The following is a 19,556-nucleotide window of genomic DNA, read 5'->3' on the forward strand; positions in this document are numbered from 1 at the left end:
GATGCATCAAGAAGGCAGCATCACCGCGCAGCCGACCTCAGCGGCTGGCGGTGCGGCTGCGGCGCGTGACAGATGAACCGTCACACCATCATCGGCTTGTAGATCGAGATGTGCGCGCCTTGCGGGTCGCGGATGCACGCCATGCGGCCCACGGAGGGAACGTCCATGGGCGGGTACACGAGCGAGCCGCCGAGCTCGACGGCCCTGGTCGCCACCGCATCGACGTCATCCACCATCACGTACAGCTGCCAGTGAGGCGGCACGCCTTCCATGCCCGGCTGGAAGGCCATCATCCCGCCGTGCTGCTCGTTGGAGCCCTGTTGAATCAGGTGATAGGTGAACCCCGGCATCTCCTTGGCATGGTAACCCCATCCGAAGAGTGCGCCGTAGAACGCCTGCGCGCCGGCGACGTCGGTGGTCATCAGTTCATGCCACACCCAGTCGCCCGCCACGGGCATGGGCGGCGGGGCTGGCGCAGCCGCGGCGGCGCGCGGGGCCTTCCTGGCGGCCTTCTTCTTCGCAGGGGCCTTCTTGGCCGGCTTTTTCATTGACTTCTTCACCGGCTTCCCGGTCGCCTTCTTCGCGGCCTTCTTCTTCGACTTCTTCTTCGCCATGTGCGTTCCTTTCGTGGATTGTCCCCGTTCCCCGGCGCATCGACTCCGCCCCTCCACACCGATGCGGATGATACCGTGCGGCGCGAAAGTCAACAGCGCTTTCGAGGATCGGAACCAATCGAGAGCGAATAGGATGCAAGGCGCAAGGGCCGCCTCCTCACCGTTGTCTTGATGGGTTCCACCATGCCGACACACGTCTCCGCCGACGCGCCCGCTCAAGCACCGCCGCGAGGCACGTCACGCACACCCCCGCGCGCCCCGCGCGGCTCGATCAAGACCTGCAAGACCTGGCAGGCCGAGGCCGCCATGCGGATGCTGATGAACAACCTTGACCCCGAGGTCGCCGAGCGCTGGCAGGATCTGGTCGTCTACGGCGGACGCGGTCAGGCCGCCCGCGACTGGGCGTGCTACGACGCCATCATCAAGTGCCTCAAGGAGTTGGAGTCGGATGAGACCTTGCTCGTCCAGTCCGGCAAGCCGGTCGGCGTCGTTCGCACCACCACCGACTCGCCCCGCGTCATCATCGCCAACTCCAACCTCGTCCCCCACTGGGCCACGCAGGAGGTCTTCGATGATCTCGCCGCCAAGGGGCTGACCATGTTCGGCCAGATGACCGCCGGGTCGTGGATCTACATCGGCACGCAGGGCATTCTTCAGGGGACGTATGAAACCTTCGCCGAGTGCGCCCGGCAACACTTCGCCGGACCAGGACATCCCGCGGGCGGCACGCTCAAGCACACTCTCACCGTCACCGCGGGGTGCGGCGGCATGGGCGGAGCCCAACCGCTGGCCGTCACGATGAACGGGGGCGTCTGCCTGATCGCCGAGATGTGCCGCGAACGACTGGAGAAACGCGTCCACGACCGCTACCTCGATGAGATCAACGCCGACCCCACGCCCGATGCCGCCATCGACCGCGCCATGCACGCCAGGCAGCAGGGCGAAGCCGTCTCCATCGGCTGGCTCGGCAACGCCGTGGACCTGCTCAAGCGGCTCATCGACCGCGCCATCACGCCCGATGTGCTCACCGACCAGACTTCCGCCCACGATCCACTCAACGGCTACTACCCGGAAGGTCTCTCGCGCCACAAGGCCGACGCCCTGCGCGTCGCCGACCCGAAGGAATACACGCGACGAGCCATCGACACCATGACGCGCCACGTCGAACTCATGGTGAAGCTCCAGCAGCGCGGGGCGGCCACCTTCGACTACGGCAACAACATCCGCCAGCGCGCCGTCGAGAACGGGCTGCCGCGCGAACAGGCCTTCGCCTTCCCCGGCTTCGTGCCTGCGTACATCCGCCCGCAGTTCTGCCTCGGCCGCGGCCCCTTCCGCTGGGTGGCGCTGTCGGGCGACCCCGAGGACATCCGCGTGACTGATGAGGCGGTGCTGGATCTGTTTCCGGTGGAGGGGGGTTTCACCACGGAGGACACGTCGCACTACCGCCACGGCCTGCACCGTTGGATTCGCGCCGTACAGAAGCGCTTCGGCGCGGGCAAGCAGGGGCTTCCCGCCCGCATCTGCTGGCTCGGTCTGGGCGAGCGGCATCTGGCGGGGCTGAAGTTCAACCAACTCGTGCGCGAAGGCAAGGTGAAAGCGCCCATCGTCATCGGACGCGATCACCTCGATTGCGGCTCGGTCGCCAGCCCAAACCGCGAAACAGAAGCGATGCTCGACGGTTCCGACGCCATCAGCGACTGGGCGCTGCTCAATTTCGCCGTCAACGCCGTGAGCGGCGCTTCGTGGGTTTCCTTCCACCACGGCGGCGGCGTGGGCATCGGCTACTCGCAGCACGCCGGGCAGGTCATCGTCTGCGACGGCACGCCCGAAGCCGATGAACGCATCCGCCGCGTGCTGACCAACGACCCGATGATGGGCATTTTCCGACACGCCGATGCGGGGTACGAGCTGGCGATGCAGTGCGCGACGGAGCAAGGCGTGAAGGTGCCGATGCCGCCGCGTCGCTGATGCGGTCTTTCCGTTCGCTCTTCGGCATCTGGACGCCCTCGCCGCCGCGGCCAATAATGCATCTCTGGACGCGGCCGTGTGCCAGAGTGGACAAATGGAGCGGATTGCAAATCCGTTGGCGCAAGCCTTCGTGGGTTCGAATCCCACCGCGGCCTGTCTCGGGCGGCATGGTTGTTTCAGCCATGCCGTTCTTTTGCGCAAGCCAGGCGCGCTGGATGGACGAAACGTGGCGGTCCGGCGGAACTTCGGAAGGTGCGACGATCTGGGCGGGCATGGGCCTTTCAGCCGATGTTCATGCAACCACGCCGCCCGACCGACGTAGGACGGATGGAAGGAGCGGTCAGGGGTTGCCGGTTGTGGGCCGTTGAACCTTGGTTGCCGACGGATGGCCGACGAGGGAAACGGACCATCGATCGGTTCGTCGGCTCCCGGCTGGCGGCATGATCCCGCATGGCTCGGTCATGATTGACTTGACACCCCATCTCAAGGGACGGCTCGGGGCATCGCTTCTGAGCTGCGTCATGGTCGCGACCGGCCTCGTCACCTGGTCGTCGAACGGAACGCCCGCAGGCCGCGCTTCCGCACCCCTTCACACACCCCCCTCCACCACAACGTCACCGCCCCCAGCGCGGAATCAGGACGATGGGCGCACGTTCCTCACCGTGGGCGACCTGGCGCCTTCACTGTCGATCGAACACTGGGTCAAGGGCGATGAAATCACGTCGTTTGGCGCCGGGCGTCTGCACGTCGTGGTCTTCTGGGCCACATGGTGCCAGTACAGCCAGGCGGCGATCTCGGTGCTGTCCGACGTGCAGGCGGCCTATGCGAACGATGGCCTGACGGTCGTGGCGGTGAGCGATGAGCGACTGCAGAAGGTGGTGGAGTTCCTCTCGCGGGGCGATTGGTTCACGAAGGCCGGCTTCACCATCGGCACCGATCCCGATCTCTCCACCCAGCGGGCCTTCATGGACGCGACCGGTCTGGGGGACATTCCCGCGGCGTTTCTGATCGGGCGGGATGGCGTCATCGAGTGGATCGGACACCCCTTCTACCTGAAGGTGGTCCTTCCCAAGGTGCTGGACGGCTCGTGGGATCGCGCCGTCGCCCGCGCCAAGTTTGAGGAGCGCATGGCCATCCCGCGGGCGCGCTACCCGTGGCAGCAGAAGATGAAGGAGCCCTTCGCCAAGCGCGACTGGGAGACGCTGCTGAAACTCTTTGACGAAGCCATCGCTGCCGACCCCAGGCCCAGCGACCTGAAGATGCAGAAATTTCTGCTGCTGATCGGGGAGATGGGGCGACCGAAACAGGGATACGAGTACGGACGCGAACTGATCCGAGACTTCTGGAACGATGCGCGGCTGCTGAACAACCTGGCATGGTTCGTGGTGGATGGAGAGGGCGTGACGGAGCGCGATCACACCTTTGCCCGCAAGGCGGCGGAGCGGGCGGCGGAGCTCGTGGAGCACAATGATCCCGCCGTGCTCGACACCCTGGCGCGGGTGTGCTTCGAGCAGGGCGATCTGGCGCTGGCGGTCAAGTGGTCGCGCCGGGCGGTGGAGCACTCCAAGCCCAACGACCCGTTCGCCGAGGGCATCCGGGCCGCACGGGATCGCTACGAGGCCGCCGCACGCGAGAAGGGCATTCGACCGCCCAAGGAGTCTCCCGCTCCCTGAGGCCTTGCTGGTAACCGTTGGCTCCCCCGGCGGCGAGTCGTCGATGTTGGGGTACGTGCCGCATTCACGAATCCGGCGGAATACTCGCCCCCGTGCGTCCATATCTGTCGCCATGACTGCAAGGTGTCAGCCCGATCACGACATTCCTTCTGATGTTCCTCCGCACAAGCTCTCCGTGCTGAAGATCTTGTCGCCACGGCCTTTGCGATTCGGCGGCTGACGTAGTCCCTGGAAGGACGCATGCACGCCGTCACGCAGGGGCTACGTCCGAAGCAACCGGCCAGCCGCTTGCCGCGAATGGAAGATCGCCCAATCCGTCGATTCACACGCCGCTTGACAAGTCCATCCTGCCATTTCCGAACAAGACGGCATGTGCCTGTACGAGCGAATGAAACCGTCGGTCGCCGGGTGAGTAGAACTCCCGTGAATTCCACGCGGCGGTGCGCCGCCTGAACAAGCCCCACTCTGCACGAGCGTCGGACCGCTCAGATTCCGACGCTCCAACCCCAGGAGAGCCGCGGTTCTGACCGCGGCTCTCTCTGTTCGTGGGGTCCGCGGTGGCACCGTGAGGATTCGCTGAACCACTCGGACATGAGTCACCCGCGCCGCGCCGTTTCGATCACCGCGCATGCTTCGTCGATGGCGCGATCGAGATCGTCGTTGACGATGAAATGGTCATAGGCGCCGCTGGAGCGGGCGGTCTCGATCTCGCGCCGCGCCTCGGCGAAGCGGCGCTGAATGGCGGGTTCATCATCGCGACCTCTGGCGCGCAGGCGACGAAGCAGGTCATCCTCCGAAGGCGGCTCAATGAAGATGAGCAGCGCGCCGGGCATGGCCCGTCGCACCTGAAGACCTCCCTGCACGTCGATCTCGAGAATGACCAGCCGCCCTTCCGTCAGCGCCCGCTCCACCGGCGCGCGGGGCGTGCCGTACCAGTTGCGACCGAAGACCTGCGCGTATTCGAGCATTTCGCCGGCATCCACCCGGCGCTGGAACTCCGGCTCGGAGAGGAAGTAGTAATCGCGTCCCTCCACATCAGCCGCCGTGCGCGGCCGGGTGGTCGCCGACACGCTGAAGACGGCGTCCAGCCGCTGCTCCACGGCGCGGGCGATGGTGGTCTTCCCGGCGCCGGAGGGTCCGGAGATGACCACCAGCAGACCGCGATGTGTCGTACCCGGCTGGGACATGGATCGAGAGTGTATCGGTTCGTCGTCAACGGGCCAGCGATGCCAAGTCGGCCGCCGCGTTCACCCGACCCGAGCCGCCCTTCTGAACACGGCCATGCGGCGGTCGATCTCCTCGCGCGTGAGCGTCCGCAGGCGCGAGAGGCCGAACGACTCGATGGTGAAACTCGCCGTCACCGTGCCCCAGGCCAGGGCGGTCTGCACGGCCTCAAGATCGGTGCGTCCGGCGGCGGCCAGATACCCCATCATGCCGCCCGCGAAACTGTCGCCCGCGCCGGTGGGATCAACGACGTGCTCCAGCTCGGCCGGGTAGGCGGGCAGCACGGCCACGCCCTCCCGATGCACCAGGATCGCCCCGTGCTCCCCCTTCTTCACGGTGACAAACTTCGGGCCCATGTCGAGGATCGCTCGCGCGGCGGTGACCGGGTTGCGCGTGCCCGCCAGTTGCTCGGCCTCCTCGTAGTTCAGCGCCAGACCGTCCACCTGCTTCAACAGGGCGCGGAGCTCGTCGTTGGCGATGTTGATCCACAGATCCATGGTGTCCGCCACGGCCAACGTGCGATGCGGGAAGTGGCTGAGCAGCTCCATCTGCACCGCCGGGTGGGTATTGGCGAGGAACACAAACCGGCTGTCGTGGAACGCCTCGGGCACACGGGGCGGCTGCTCCTCCACCACGCCCAGGTGGGTGTAGAGCGTCTCGCGCCGATTGAGGTCGTCGAAGTATCGCCCGCCCCACGCGAACGTCTTGGAACGAGGACGGACTTCCAGCCCCGAGAGATCCACGTTGCGGAAGGATGAGAGAATGCGGCGATGCTCCTCGGGCCAGTCGCCTCCCACCGCCGCCACCACGCGCACCGGTGCAAAAAACGACGCCGCGGCGGCGAAGTAGGCGCACGACCCGCCGGGCACGCCTTCCGCACTGCCGGTGGGCGTGTGAACAGAGTCAATGCCGATGGTTCCGGTGACGATGAGGGACATGATGCTTCCTGCGCGGACAGATGGTGGGTTCGTAGCATAGCGAACACCTCACGTCCGGACAGCCGCCGGCATGTCGTCGGACATCGATCGTCGGAACCAGACAGGGCGGGTCTCATCACGTGATCCGCCAGCAGCTCCCCGGCGTTATGCATACGCCTTCTGCCACCGACAAGGCGACGCAGCGGTACAAATGGCACGCTCGACGCGGCTGTTCACACGTCCCGGCGTCGCGTCATCGAGGAGTCACCATGCATCCGATCGCGATCATCATCCCCTTTGTCATGCTCGCTCAGGATCCCGCGGCGCCCAAGCAGGAGGAGTCGCCCGCCCTCGCCATCCTGAAGGCGGCGGACGAGGCCACGGCCAAGGTCATTTCCGTCCGCTACCAGGGCCACTTCGAGGGCACCGGCGCGCAGGCGGGCCGGCAACCCGTGGCGCATGGCACGGTCACCAAGGGCTGGGCCAGCGAGTCGGACGAGACCATGCGCATCATCGGCAGCGGGTGGTTCTTCGTCCCATCGGGCGCACAGGGCGCCAGAACCACGCCGTACAAGGCCATGTTCGACGGGCGAATCATCCGCCGCCTCGACCCGGAGAAGAAAGTGGTGTACGAGGGCTCCGACGCCTCGGTGCTGGGGCCGGTCTTCCGGCTCGACATGTTCGAGTACGGGCACGACACGCCATTCCGTGACGAGCTGAGCGGCACGGTGCAGATTCACGAGGGACGCACACTGGTCGGCGGCATCGTCTGCGACGTGGTGTATGTGGAATACGGCATCGAAGGCGCCATGCCCGCCCGCTGGTACTTCGGCGCGGAGGACCACCTGCCTCGCAAGGTCGAACGGCTGGCGCCCGTTGACGGCCGCGCCGGGGCCCTGGTGCTCACGCTCACCAATCTGGAAGTCAACTTCGAAGTGACGGAGAAGGATTTCGAGCTGACCGTCCCGGAGGGCTACACCAAGGCCTCCAGTCGTTCCGGTGGTCCGACCCCCACGGCCGAGCCGCGCCCGATCGGACGCCAGTCCTGAAAGGCGCGGCGGCGGCACGGGCGTCCCGCCCGTGATCGAAGCCGGTGGCGTGAACGTCCAACGGCGCGGCGTCACCGCATGCGTCTGACTCGTCGTGTCAATCCCGTCGAAGCACGATCGGCGGATCTACGATGGCGTCCGTCGCGTCATCGCGGATCGCGACCTTGAACCCCGGCCGGAGCGCGCCCGCGCTCCATTCGCCGCGCGGCGTCAGCGTGACGAAGGCGACCTGATGCTCGGGACGGAGCGCCTGCGTGCGCTCGATGCGGCCCAGCGCCTCACGGATGGCTTGGGCGGGCGATGCCCCGCGTCGGAGCAACTCGACGATCAGAAAAGACCCGCAGACGCCCATGATGAGTTCGCCGGTGCCGGTGGCGGTCGACGCGCCGACCTCGGGATCGACGTACAGCCCGTGCCCGATGATGGGCGAGTCGCCCACTCGCCCCGGCAGCTTGTACGGCATGCCGCTGGTGGAGCACGCGCCGGCGATGACGCCGCTGCGGTCAATGGCCAGCGTGCCGATGGTGTCGTGGCCCGCCATTTCACTGGACGCGACGAACAATCGCCCGGATTGGTCCGCGTCCACAGGCCGCAATCCCCGGCCCGAATCGCGCGACTGGTCCACGGCGCCGCGGCCTGAAGTGCGCCAGGTCTCCCATGCGCTCCGCGCCGCGTTGCTGAGCAGCGAGGTCGGCTCGAACCCCTGCTCGAGCGCGAACCGCTCCGCCCCATCGCCCGAGAGCATGCGATGAGGCGTTCGCTCCATTACGCACCGGGCCAGCGACGCCACGTGCAGGAATCGGCGAACGTAGGTGACGCTGCCATGACGCGACGGCGAGAGCATGATGGACGCGTCCAGCGACACTTCGCCGGAGGCGTCAGGCAGCCCCCCGAAGCCGACGGAATCGACCTCCGGGTCCGACTCGACCACGCGGCAGGCCTGTTCAACCGCGTCGAGCGACGAGCCGCCGGAGGCAAGAATCGGCCACGCCATCGCGTGCCCGCGCTGTCCGAACGACCAGGTGGAGAGGATGATGGGGGGTGTCACGGGTGACGATTCTCCGGCGCCGCGCTGACGAACCAGGCCCATCGTAGCGTGCGAAATCGTCACCGCGCCAGCCACCCCACGCGGTCGATCTGGCTCGTCCACGTCGGCGCGATGGCGAAGGCCAGGGCGTTGCACTGGATCAGCGCGCGAATCCGGCCCGTCTCGACGTTCACGAATCGTGACGGGTCGCCCGGCGGCGTGATCTCCAGCAGTCGATCCGTCGTTGTCATGGGTCGGGAGTCCACGATCACCCATGTCTCACCAACGTGATCGAACAACAGCACGCGCTGCATGATGTTGTTGACGCTGGCGCGGCTCTCGATGAGGAACCGCAGATCGCACACATGCTCGATCGGGCAGACCGTCTCCACCATCACCTGGACGGGCGGCACCGCGCTGGTGCGGAAGACATCCGGACGGGTGACGAGACGATTGTCGTCATCCTCGTGAAGCGAACCAAGATCGCCCGACACCGGCAGGCCCCGCACGCGTGTGAAGGAATCCGCCAGCGACGGCTCATACGGCGCGGATGAGCCAGGCCCTCGGAGCAGCAGCGAGCCGCTGTAGAGCATGTGGACCGACTCGAGCTGGTTGGTGATCAGCAGGTGGGCGGTGGCTCCAGGTGGGAGAATCGTGGGCACATCCACCGGAAAGGCGTCCAGCCCCACCCCCTCGAACGGACCCTCGAAAAGCTCATCCAGTTCCCACTCGCTCTCACCCTCCAGCACAAGTCCGTTTCCTGTAATCGTCACCTGCGCCGTCACGGGCAGTTCGAGCAGGAACGGCTCCAGTTCGACGGGCTCCTCGTTGAACTCGGCCTCCATGAGCACTTCGACCGTGACGACGACGGCGATCTGATACACGCCGCCGCCCAGATCGATCAGCGTGCCGACGGCGGGGCCGCCGACCTGGATCGCCTCCAGGCGCGTGACGACCATCTGACCAAGCGGAAACTCGAAGGGGATGCCGCCGATGAACAGCGAGTTGGGCTGGAAGGTGCGGAAGGTCTGAAACAGCACTTCCAGGACGAGGTCAAAAGTCGGCGTCGAGCCGCTGAGCAGGTCCAGCGTCAGCCCCGAGATGCTGGCAGTATCGGTCTCGTGGTCGAGACAGAGCCGGAAGACGCCGTCCGGAGCGCCATCAATCGCGCCTTCGCTGATGCCCGTGCTGTCGAAGTTGATCGGCATGTTGCCGCTGCCCCCGAACGTGCCGGGCCGGGTCATGGTTCCGGTGGGGTTCTCCACCGGGTCGTAGTTGCCGATGAGGAAGCCCGGCAGGTCGGCCTCGACCCGCAGCGTGCTCTGCAGCTGGCTCTCCTTGCCGGTGATCACGACGTTGAAGACATCGCCCGCGATCGCGGGTGTGGACACCATGATGCAGGCCGCCATGAGCCAGGCCATTGAGAACCCCGGGTGTCTGACTGTCTGGAACCGGACCATGCCGCTTTCTCCTCTGATGAAGCCCTTCAGCCGGACGCCATCGTACCAGTTCATCCGGGAATCAAGGGCTCAAAACGCGCGGAATCGGCGATGACTCCTTCCGCAAGGGGACTCGCTCGGCCGCCGTCGCCATGTCAGGAACGGGGAATGAAACGGGGCGGCGCGGGTGATGCCCACGCCGCCCCGGAGATGAAGGAACCACGTCCGGAAGACGTCAGTTGACCACCGTCACCACCACATCGTCCATCCGGTGCTGCCAGATCGGCGCGATGGTGAAGGCCAGCGCGTTGCATTGCACCAGCAGCCGGATGCGACCGGTGCCCGCCTGCACGTAGCGAGACGGGTTGGTCGTGATCGTCAGGTCGATGCTGCTGTCCACCTGCGTGAGCGTGCGGGTGTTGAGCAGGTCGTAGGTCTGCGTGTCATTGTTCCAGATCAGCGTGCGCTGCGAGATGTTGTTGGCGTTCACAGCGGATTCGAGGTGGATTCGCAGTTCGCTGGGTGTGTCGGTGGGCGAGGTGAAATCCATCTGCGTCTGCACGGGCGGAACCGCCGAGGTGCGGAACACGTCAGGCCGGTGCGTCAGGTAGGCGTTGTCCGACCCGCACAGGTTGGCGAGCGTCCCGCCGACCAGCAGCCCGCGGACGGCGGTGTATGAGGCGGGGCAGAGCGGCGTCTCGCTGCTCACCGGCTGAACCGAAAGGTCGTCGTACCAGTAGGTGCCAGTCTCGGCGTAGAGATCCACGGCCTCGATGGCGATGTTCGCCCCGGACCACTGCTGGGGCTGCGTGAACATCGGCACGTTGTTGTAGTAGAGGTCATGCAGGTTGTTGTCGAGATCGACGACGATGCGGACCTCCACCCATTGATCGCGCACCAGCGGCACAGGCGTCCCGAGCGCCAGGTGCGCGTCCTCGCACATGCCGGTGTCGGCGTTGAGGCGCACCTGGGCGGACCACTGGTTGAAGTTGTACACCCAGTTCTGGCACTCCGACGCGGTGGGATAGTCGTTGAGCACGATGAAGTACGTCGTTCCCGTTGCACCGGTGGGAACGTAGGTCCACAGCGAGAGTTCCCACATGCCGCTGGTCGCGTCAACGCGATGCGTCATGTCGTCGCCTGGGTCACCCTGGATTGACTTCGACCCGCTCCGAGCCCGCAGATTGGTCACTGTCACATCCACCCCGCTCGACTGGCACCACTCGCTCCATCCTCCCTGGCCGTTGATGCCGCCGCCCACCGTGTAGCTCTCGAAGTCATCGGTGAACGCCTGGCCGTGAGCGGCTGCTCCCAGCATCGTCGCCCCGATCCCCAGCAGTCCGAGAGTGATCCGTCGTGTGAGTGCGTTCATGCTCAGATCCTCCATTCGAGATTGAAAGCGTTCGACGACCGGACGACATCGCCGCAGCGTTGCGGCCACGCGCCCCGGTCGCCATGTGTCGCGGATTCGATCCCTGAACCACCCCAGCCGCGCCGTCATGCGCGGCACGTCGTCGAGAAGAACCCCCGAATCTCCTCGACCCGTGCAGCATACCCGCGGTGCATCGGGGCTGCAACGGTGGACTCCGACTTCAGCGTGAACCACATCACGCCGTTCCTTGCGGTACCATCGTCGCACGAGCCATTCCCATGCCGCCCCCCACGCCTACGCCGCCCATCGACCCAGAAGCCCGACGACTCATCGAAGACGCCGCCCGCGCCCGCAACTGGAAGCGCTGGGGGCCGTATCTGGCCGAGCGACAGTGGTCCACGGTGCGCGAGGATTACTCCCCGGACGGCAACTGCTGGGAGTACTTCCCCCATGAGCACGCCCGCAGCCGCGCCTATCGCTGGGGCGAGGATGGCCTGCTCGGCATCACCGACCGCCAATGCCGGTTGTGCTTCGCCGTCGCACTGTGGAACGGGCGAGACCCGATCCTCAAGGAACGGCTCTTCGGGCTGACCAATCCGCAGGGCAATCACGGCGAGGACGTCAAGGAGTGCTACTACTACCTCGACGCCACGCCCACGCACTCCTATCTCAAGGCCCTCTATCGCTATCCCCATCAGGAATTCCCCTATCGGCAACTGATCGACGAGAACGCCCGGCGCGGTCCAGATGAGCCGGAGTACGAACTGCTCGACACCGGCGTCTTCGATGAGAATCGGTTCTTTGACGTGCTGGTGGAGTACGCCAAACACTCGCCGGACGACATCCTCATCCGCCTGACGCTCACCAACCGCGGCCCCGAGGCGGCGGACCTGCACGTGCTGCCCACGCTCTGGTTCCGCAACACCTGGTCGTGGGGACGCCGAGGCGAGGAAGGACATCACGACAAACCGCGCCTGGTTCGACACGACGCGACGACGCTGCACGCGGAACACGAGTCCATCGGCGCCTTCCGCTTCGCCGTCGAACCGGGATCGGACGGGGCCGCACCGGTGTTTCTCTTCACAGAGAACGAGACGAACGCCCAGCGGCTCTTCAACGCACCGAACCCCGCGCCCCACGTCAAGGATGGATTCCACGACGCGGTCATTCACGACCGTGCCGACGCCGTCAACCGTGACCCTTCCGGCACCAAGGCGACGGTCCATGTCCGGCTTCGCATCGACCCCGGAGCCAGCGTCACGCTGCGGCTGCGGCTCACTGTCGAGCAGGAGGCAACGATCGATCCATTCGGTCAGGCGTTCGACCAGGTGTTCGCGGCTCGAATCAGCGAAGCGGATGCGTTCTACACCTCCCGCATTCCCGCAGGATTGACCGACGATCAGCGGCTCATCGCCCGTCAGGCGTACGCCGGGCTTCTGTGGAGCAAGCAGTTCTACCACTACGTGGTGAGGGACTGGCTGGAGGGCGACCCACGGCAGCCGCCTCCTCCGGAATCGCGCAAACGCGGGCGGAACGCGGACTGGACGCACCTGTTCAACCGCGACGTGATCTCCATGCCCGACAAGTGGGAGTATCCCTGGTACGCGGCGTGGGATCTGGCCTTCCACATGATTCCCTTCGCGCGCATCGATCCGCACTTCGCCAAGGAGCAGCTGCTGCTCCTGCTGCGTGAATGGTACATGCATCCCAATGGTCAGATTCCCGCCTATGAGTTCGCGCTGGGCGACGTCAACCCGCCGGTGCATGCCTGGGCGGTGTGGCGCGTGTACAAGATCACCGGGCCGCGCGGCGGACGGGATCGCCAGTTTCTCGCCCGAGCGTTTCAGAAACTGCTCATCAACTTCACGTGGTGGGTGAATCGCAAGGACATCGAAGGCAAACACATCTTTTCCGGGGGATTCCTGGGTCTGGACAACATCGGCGTCTTCGATCGCTCGCGCCCCCTGCCGACCGGCGGACACCTGGAGCAGGCCGACGGCACCGCGTGGATGGCCTTCTACTGCGCCACCATGCTGGCCATCGCCCTGGAGCTGGCGGCGGAGGATCCCGCCTACGAAGACGTCGCCAGCAAGTTCTTCGAGCACTTCGTGGCCATCGCCGACGCCATGAACACGCTGGGCGGCTCGGGGCTCTGGGACGAGGAGGACGGCTTCTACTACGACCAGCTGCACGTCGACTCGCGCGTCACGCCTCTCAAGGTGCGGTCGATGGTTGGCCTGATTCCGCTCATCGCGGTTGAGATCCTGGAGGATTCGGTGATCGACCGACTTCCCGGCTTCCGGCGGCGAATGCGCTGGTTCGTGGAGAATCGCCGTGACCTGGCCCGACACATCTCGTACATGGAGGCGCCCCACGGATCCGACGCCCGGGCCCATCATCTTCTGGCGATCCCCTCGCGTCTGCGCCTGGAGCGCGTGCTACGGTACATGCTCGACGAGTCCGAGTTCCTTTCTCCCTTCGGGCTTCGCAGCGTCTCGCGCGTTCACGCGTCGAAGCCGTACATCTACCGCGCCAATGGCGACGAGTTCCGCGTCGATTACGTGCCGGGAGAATCCACAACCGGGCTGTTCGGCGGCAACAGCAACTGGCGCGGCCCCGTGTGGTTTCCGCTCAACTACCTGCTCATCGAGTCGCTGGAGCGATACCACCATTTCTACGGCGACTCCTTCACCATCGAGTGCCCCACGGGCTCCGGACGTTTTCTGACGCTTGACCGAGTGGCTCACGAACTGCGTCGGCGCCTGAGCGCCATCTTTCTCGCCGACGCACGGGGACGCCGCCCCGTCCACGGCGAGGAACTCCGGTACGCGACTGATCCGCACTGGCGCGACCTGATCCTCTTCTACGAGTACTTCCACGGCGACACCGGTCGCGGCGTCGGAGCCAGTCACCAGACCGGCTGGACCGCGCTCGTCGCCTCATGCCTCGACGATCTGGGGGCCGACCCGGCGTCGCGGTAACCGGGTCGGGCCGTCGTTCTCGGACGCGCCGCCGCCCTTGCAGGTTGCCCCGCTTTCCCCGGTGACGCACGCCGATCTCTTCGTGAGGGTCCGGCGTCGACGTGGTTTGCACCGCTCTCGCCCGCGGTCATGGTGAATGCGGCCGCCCGGACTTGGGCGACTCGCGCCAGGCCGGTTCGGCCCAACCTGAAGATCGGAGATGGACCCATGAAGCGCATGCTGCTTTCGGGCGCGATCGGTGCGCTCACCCTCACCGGCTCCGCCCACGCGGACCTCCTGGAAATCGGGCTGTTCTGGAACGTGGGCCAGGGGCAGATCCACTACGAGGGCGCCTTCCGCGACTACATCACCTCGGAACGCACGGGCAACACCGGGCAGTACACCGTCATTCACATCGCGCTCGAAGACATCCTGCGGTCGGTCGGCGCTCATGCCATCGCCGCCCTGCACATCGTGGACTCCGGCAACAACATTTACACCTCCACGCCGGGTGCGGACATCGACTGGGTGCGCTTCAACGGTCTGAGTAGTGATGTCACGTACTCCTACGATGGCCCGACGCCCACCCACCGCGCCGAGACTCCAGGGCAGCTGGCTCAGCGCGTGGCCAATCTCGACTGGGGACAGAACGGCGGCGGCAACCTCCCCAGCATGCAGTTCGTGTCGCTGGGTCGCTACGGCACGCTCACCGCCACCCTTGCCGAACCGCATCGCATCTTCGGCAACCGGGGTTTCCAGCCGTTGACGCTTGACCTTTCAGAGGCGGGCAACAGCGAGAGCTTCTACATCTATGCCGAGAATCTGACCTTTCCCGGCCCCGGATCGCTGGTCTGCCTCGCAATGGGGCTGGCCGCGCCATCACGGCGCCGCCGCGACTGAGTCCGTGGAACTCACGCCGGAATCGTGATGCCGAAGAAGCGCTCGACGTTCCGATCGGTGACGCGCTCAAACTCGTCGGGGTCCATGCCGCGCCTCGCCGCGATGAACCGCGCCGTGTGAACCACGAACTTCGGCTCACAGGGAAAGACGCTGCGATGCGGCGCGGGCGAGAGGAATGGCGCATCCGTCTCCACCATGATGCGGTCAAGCGGGGTGATCGCAGCCGCCTCCGCCACCTCGGGGGCGCTTTTGAAGGTCACCACGCCGGTGTAGCTGATCCATGCCCCGAAATCCAGCACGTTCCGCGCGTCCTGCACGCTTCCCGTGAAGCAGTGGAACACGAACCGCGACGGATCAAGGCCGGACGCGCGGAACACCGGCAGCAATGCGTCGAACGACTTGCGGCAGTGAACGACGATCGGCTTCACCAGCCCTTCCGATGCACAGGACCGGATGAACGCGAGCTGCTCCTCCAGCACGCGCCGCTGAAGGTCGCGCGGCGGATGGTCGTAGTGATGATCCAGTCCCAGCTCGCCCCACGCCACGCACTTCGGATCACGGGCGACGCGCTTCAGATCGTCCCAGTTGCGCGGCTCGTGCGCATGAAGGGGATGCACCCCCGCGCTGCACCAGACGTTCGGGAACCGGCGGGCGATGGCCAGGTTCACCGAAGCGTTGGCGGTGGTGGTGGAGATGGTCACCATGCCGCGCACGCCATCGGCCCGCGCGTCGGCGATCACGCGGTCCACGCGACCTTCGAACACGTCGAAGGCGAGATGGCAGTGAGAGTCGAACATGGAGGAAGAGAGTGCTGAGTGCTGCGTCGAGGAAGTTCGAGGTTCCGCATCTCCGTCGTTCTGAAGCCACGTGGCTCCGTCGCCCACCGCCCTACGCCACACCACCCCCCGGCGCTGTCGAGCCGCTTGCCTGCGGCGTGAAGAGCTGATCCAGTTCGCCGAACGATGTGACACCGATGACCTTGTTGACCACTTCGGCGGAGCGCATCAACCGGCCGATGTTGGCCAGCGACTGCAGGTGCTTCTCCGGCGGCAGGTCGGCGGGGCTGAGGAGCACGAGCATCATCCGAACGGGTCGGCTGATGCGCGGCAGCGTCAGCCCCTGGGGACACGTGGCCAGGAAGAAGGTGGGGCTTGATACATGCGTCACGTGGGCGTGGAGCAGCGCGACGCCGGGGCTCATTTCCGTGGAGTACTCGTTGGCGTTGCGGATCAGCGCGTCGCGCACCTCGCGCAGGGCGGCGGGAAGGGTGCGGAAATGCGGCCTCAGCACGTGCTCGAGCGCCTGATCGAACGGCATGGCCGAGACGCCCAACGCCACGCGCTCGGGCGCCAGAAGTCCGGATGTGCCGGGAATGGCCGCCGATGCCGCGGCCCGGGCTTCGGAGGACTGCTCCGATCCGTAGAACACGATGAGATTCGTACCGGGGAACTCCGCCGCCAGCCGTTGCGGCAGTCGATCCAGCTCCGGCGTCCACGCCAGGCGACCTTCTCGGGTGCTCATCAGCACGATCAGATCATCCGTCTCGATCATCGACTGGAGGCGCGGCACGACGTTGGAAAGCGGACTGACGGGCGTGAAGGTGGTCGCCACCTGGGGCTTGATGGCGCCGATGCGCGGCTGAAGGTGCTTGATCTCCGAATCCGCCGCCGCCACCACCAGTTTCGCGCCCAGGCGGCTGGTCATGAGTTTCACGGTGCGGGCCGCCTCGCCGAACCCGTGCTCGCGCTCGAGGAATCGCGGCACCACCATGATGACCCGGCGGGTGGTGTTGAGCGGCGTCTGCAGGCGACAGAGCAGGAAGGTCTGCGGGTTGCTCTCCAGCAGCTGGTCGATGACGCTGCCGAAGATCATCCGTCTCGCTGACGGCTCGCCCGACCAGCCGATCACCACGGTGCTGATCCGAAGCTCGACGATGGCCCGCGACACGCCGTTGGCGATGCTGGTGTCGACCCGCGTCACGGCATGCACCGGTACGCCGGCCGCCGAGGCATGGGTGACCGCGTAGCCGAGCATGCGCTCTCCGGCGGCCACCTTGGCGGCCACGTCTCCACCCTCGAAGGCCACGGTCAGCGGGTAGAGCGGCTCGGTGGAGTTCTGCCGCCGGATCGCGATGGCCGTCTCCATGAGCAGGGTCGCGGACTGCGGATTGGCCAGCGGAATGAGGATGCGCAGCAGATTCTGGCCCGGTTCGCTCGGCGCCGCCTGCTCGTCGATGGCGACGCGGCGCCCGAAGTGATCGACCACCCACGGACCGAGGATGCACGTGACGAGAATCATCATCACCGCGCCGTTGAGCACCTTTTCATCAAACAGGCCGATGCGGTATCCCACGAACACCGCGGCGAGCGTCGCCGCCGCCTGCGGAACGCTCAGCCCGAACATCACCTGCCCCTCGGCCGACGAGAATCCGAGCACCCTGCCTGAGATGACCGCCGCGAGAAACTTCGTGACGACGACGGCGACCACCATCGACCCCGATACCAGCCACGCCTCCGGACCCGCAACCAGAATCTTCAGGTCAACGATCATGCCGACCGACAGCAGGAAGCACGGCACGAAGATCGCCTCGCCCGTGAAGTGGATGCGGTTCATCAACACGCTCTGCGCCGGGATGAGCCGGTTGAGCGCCAACCCCGCGAGGAACACGCCGATGATCGCCTCCAGGCCCGCAGCCATCGCCAGTCCGGCGCACCCGAAGGCCACCACCATGACAAAGACGTACTCCGTCGGCCCGCGCTCCGTCTGACTCCGGAAGAACCATCGACCGATCCGCGGCACCACGAGCAGGCAGATGGCGACGAACAGGGTCGTCGAGATTCCGAAGCGAGCCCAGAATCCGACGGACAACTCGCCGGTCGAATACGCCGCGATGATCGCCAGCACCAGCAGGGCCAGCGTGTCGGTGATGATCGTCCCGCCGACGGCGGCGCTCACGGCGCGGTTTCTCACCAGCCCAAGCCGGGCCGCCACGGGATACGACACCAGCGTGTGGCTGGCGAACATGCTCGCCAGTAGAATCGCCGCCGGCCAGTTGTAATCGAGCAGCGTCAGCGCCATCACCGTGCCCAGCACCTGCGGCACCGCGAAGGTCAGCAAGCCGAACACCAGACTGTTGTTGCGATGGCGGAAGAGATCATCCAGGTCGATCTCAATGCCGGCCAGGAACATGATGTACAGCAGGCCGACCGTTCCCAGCAGCACGATCGTGGCGTCGCGCTCAAGGAGGCCCAAACCGTGGGGTCCGACGATCATGCCCGCCACCAGCAGACCGATGATCCCGGGCAGTTTGAGCCGCGACATGAAGAATGGAGCGATCAGAATCAGCGCCATCACCAGCGCGAACACCAGCACCGGGTCGGTGAGCGGCAGTTTCGCTCCGACGGCCGACGCGATCGACTCCGCCGCCTCCGCGGCCTGCTCCAGGGCGCTGTCGCCGGGCGGGATGGTCGCTGTCAGAAGGTTCATGCGTCACGCCATCGCCCCGGCGGCGCACTCATCGCCATGCCCATTCGGGGCCAGTCTCCGCCGCCTCGCTCGCCGGGGGCGGCAGAGAATAGCACTTCCCGCCCCGACCGTCGAAGCGCGTGATGTCCCGCCTCGGCATCGATCGGACACGCGGGCGGCTCATGCGCCGGCTACGCTCCCGTGATGACATGGCTCGGACCCGCCATCATGGGCTGCGCTTCGGCACCCGCGGTCATCTGGGCGACCTCTCGACTGTTCGGCGCGCTTCGCCCGTGGCGACTGGCGCGAGCCGGCCATCGGCTGGGGTTGTCCCCCATCGATCAATGCGCCTTCGACCCGGCCACGCACTTCGCCGATGACGCCACTCTCGGCCTGCGCAGCGCGGTGCGGACCGTCATGCTGCGGGGCGAACTCGCGGGACGCCGCCTCGTGGTCTACGAGCAGGTCCACGAGGTGATGGTGAACAATCGGTCGCGGCGAGTCATGCATCGAGTCATCGTCATGGAGGCGCCGGACTGGCCGGTGGTGACGATCGAACCACGCCGATCAGGAAGGTCGTTCCGCCGATCTGATCAGGCGCTTCGACTGGATGATGGTCGCTTCAATCGCCGCTGTCGCGTCTCCGCCGTGGATGACGACTTCGCCATCTACCTGCTGTCGCCTGCCGTGCAGGTCAACCTGCTTCAGGATCGGCGCCGAGCACACTGGCGTCTCGGCGGCGGATTCATCGCCCGTGCGGAATCCGGCCCGCTGCGGCCGTGCGACGCGAAGCGTCTGATCAGCGCTGTCGCGGGCCTCATCGACGCACTGCCCGACGCTCTGCGCGACGAAGCCCGCAGCCCTGGCAACACCTCGGCCGATCCGCCGGAGCGCATCCGAGCACGAGAGCAATGCGTATGAGTGTTCAGTTTGAAGGAATACGCCGCG

14 protein-coding genes and 1 tRNA gene are annotated in these 19,556 nt (G+C 66.2%); 7 read left to right on the forward strand and 8 right to left on the reverse strand.

What is annotated here, in order from left to right:
* Nucleotides 1–80 precede the first annotated feature (80 nt).
* Entirely contained in the window at nucleotides 81–458 is a 378-nt protein-coding gene (locus HRU76_00520; GenBank protein QOJ19048.1) for a VOC family protein, read from the reverse strand.
* A gap of 339 nt (nucleotides 459–797) precedes the next feature.
* Between HRU76_00520 and hutU the strand changes: the two genes are divergently transcribed.
* From hutU to HRU76_00535, 3 genes are all read left to right on the forward strand, one after another.
* Nucleotides 798–2,582 (forward strand): urocanate hydratase, encoded by a 1,785-nt coding sequence (gene hutU / locus HRU76_00525; GenBank protein QOJ16173.1) that lies wholly within the window; start codon nucleotides 798–800, stop codon nucleotides 2,580–2,582.
* Nucleotides 2,583–2,654: 72 nt separating this feature from the next.
* Nucleotides 2,655–2,737 (forward strand) — tRNA-Cys (locus HRU76_00530).
* Between the two features lie 366 nt (nucleotides 2,738–3,103).
* Nucleotides 3,104–4,255: a redoxin domain-containing protein gene (locus tag HRU76_00535; protein ID QOJ16174.1), complete on the forward strand. Its 1,152-nt coding sequence runs from the start codon at nucleotides 3,104–3,106 to the stop codon at nucleotides 4,253–4,255.
* 596 nt (nucleotides 4,256–4,851) lie between these two features.
* Here the strand turns inward: HRU76_00535 and gmk are convergent.
* The gene (gene gmk, locus HRU76_00540; GenBank protein QOJ16175.1) at nucleotides 4,852–5,442 is read right to left on the reverse strand and encodes a guanylate kinase; all 591 of its coding nucleotides are present in this window, start codon (nucleotides 5,440–5,442) and stop codon (nucleotides 4,852–4,854) included.
* Between the two features lie 60 nt (nucleotides 5,443–5,502).
* Complete coding sequence (locus HRU76_00545; GenBank protein ID QOJ16176.1) at nucleotides 5,503–6,417, reverse strand: sugar kinase; 915 nt, start codon at nucleotides 6,415–6,417, stop codon at nucleotides 5,503–5,505.
* Nucleotides 6,418–6,665: 248 nt separating this feature from the next.
* Between HRU76_00545 and HRU76_00550 the strand changes: the two genes are divergently transcribed.
* Nucleotides 6,666–7,445: a hypothetical protein gene (locus HRU76_00550; protein QOJ16177.1), complete on the forward strand. Its 780-nt coding sequence runs from the start codon at nucleotides 6,666–6,668 to the stop codon at nucleotides 7,443–7,445.
* A 97-nt stretch (nucleotides 7,446–7,542) separates the two neighbouring features.
* On the opposite strand, the gene HRU76_00555 is transcribed toward HRU76_00550, so the two are convergent.
* The 3 genes from HRU76_00555 to HRU76_00565 all read right to left on the reverse strand — a co-directional run bounded on the left by HRU76_00555 (nucleotide 7,543) and on the right by HRU76_00565 (nucleotide 11,283).
* On the reverse strand, nucleotides 7,543–8,493 hold the full coding sequence (locus tag HRU76_00555; protein QOJ16178.1) for a N(4)-(beta-N-acetylglucosaminyl)-L-asparaginase: 951 nt from the start codon (nucleotides 8,491–8,493) through the stop codon (nucleotides 7,543–7,545).
* A gap of 59 nt (nucleotides 8,494–8,552) precedes the next feature.
* Nucleotides 8,553–9,932, reverse strand: coding sequence for a hypothetical protein (locus tag HRU76_00560; protein ID QOJ16179.1), 1,380 nt, complete (start codon nucleotides 9,930–9,932; stop codon nucleotides 8,553–8,555).
* 214 nt (nucleotides 9,933–10,146) lie between these two features.
* The gene (locus HRU76_00565; GenBank protein ID QOJ16180.1) at nucleotides 10,147–11,283 is read right to left on the reverse strand and encodes a hypothetical protein; all 1,137 of its coding nucleotides are present in this window, start codon (nucleotides 11,281–11,283) and stop codon (nucleotides 10,147–10,149) included.
* A 278-nt stretch (nucleotides 11,284–11,561) separates the two neighbouring features.
* Here HRU76_00565 and HRU76_00570 point away from each other — a divergent pair, with 278 nt between their 5' ends.
* Entirely contained in the window at nucleotides 11,562–14,264 is a 2,703-nt protein-coding gene (locus HRU76_00570) for a glucosidase (protein QOJ16181.1), read from the forward strand.
* A gap of 207 nt (nucleotides 14,265–14,471) precedes the next feature.
* Complete coding sequence (locus HRU76_00575; GenBank protein QOJ16182.1) at nucleotides 14,472–15,143, forward strand: hypothetical protein; 672 nt, start codon at nucleotides 14,472–14,474, stop codon at nucleotides 15,141–15,143.
* 11 nt (nucleotides 15,144–15,154) lie between these two features.
* Here HRU76_00575 and HRU76_00580 read toward each other — a convergent pair whose 3' ends face one another.
* Together HRU76_00580 and HRU76_00585 are read right to left on the reverse strand one after the other, a co-directional pair.
* A complete protein-coding gene (locus HRU76_00580) occupies nucleotides 15,155–15,940 on the reverse strand; it encodes a TatD family hydrolase (protein ID QOJ16183.1) in 786 nt (261 codons plus the stop codon).
* Between the two features lie 91 nt (nucleotides 15,941–16,031).
* Nucleotides 16,032–18,629: a cation:proton antiporter gene (locus HRU76_00585; protein ID QOJ16184.1), complete on the reverse strand. Its 2,598-nt coding sequence runs from the start codon at nucleotides 18,627–18,629 to the stop codon at nucleotides 16,032–16,034.
* Between the two features lie 183 nt (nucleotides 18,630–18,812).
* Between HRU76_00585 and HRU76_00590 the strand changes: the two genes are divergently transcribed.
* On the forward strand, nucleotides 18,813–19,529 hold the full coding sequence (locus HRU76_00590) for a hypothetical protein (GenBank protein QOJ16185.1): 717 nt from the start codon (nucleotides 18,813–18,815) through the stop codon (nucleotides 19,527–19,529).
* Nucleotides 19,530–19,556 lie beyond the last annotated feature (27 nt).

The sequence above is a fragment of the Phycisphaeraceae bacterium genome (assembly GCA_015709595.1).
Classification (GTDB): domain Bacteria; phylum Planctomycetota; class Phycisphaerae; order Phycisphaerales; family SM1A02; genus CAADGA01.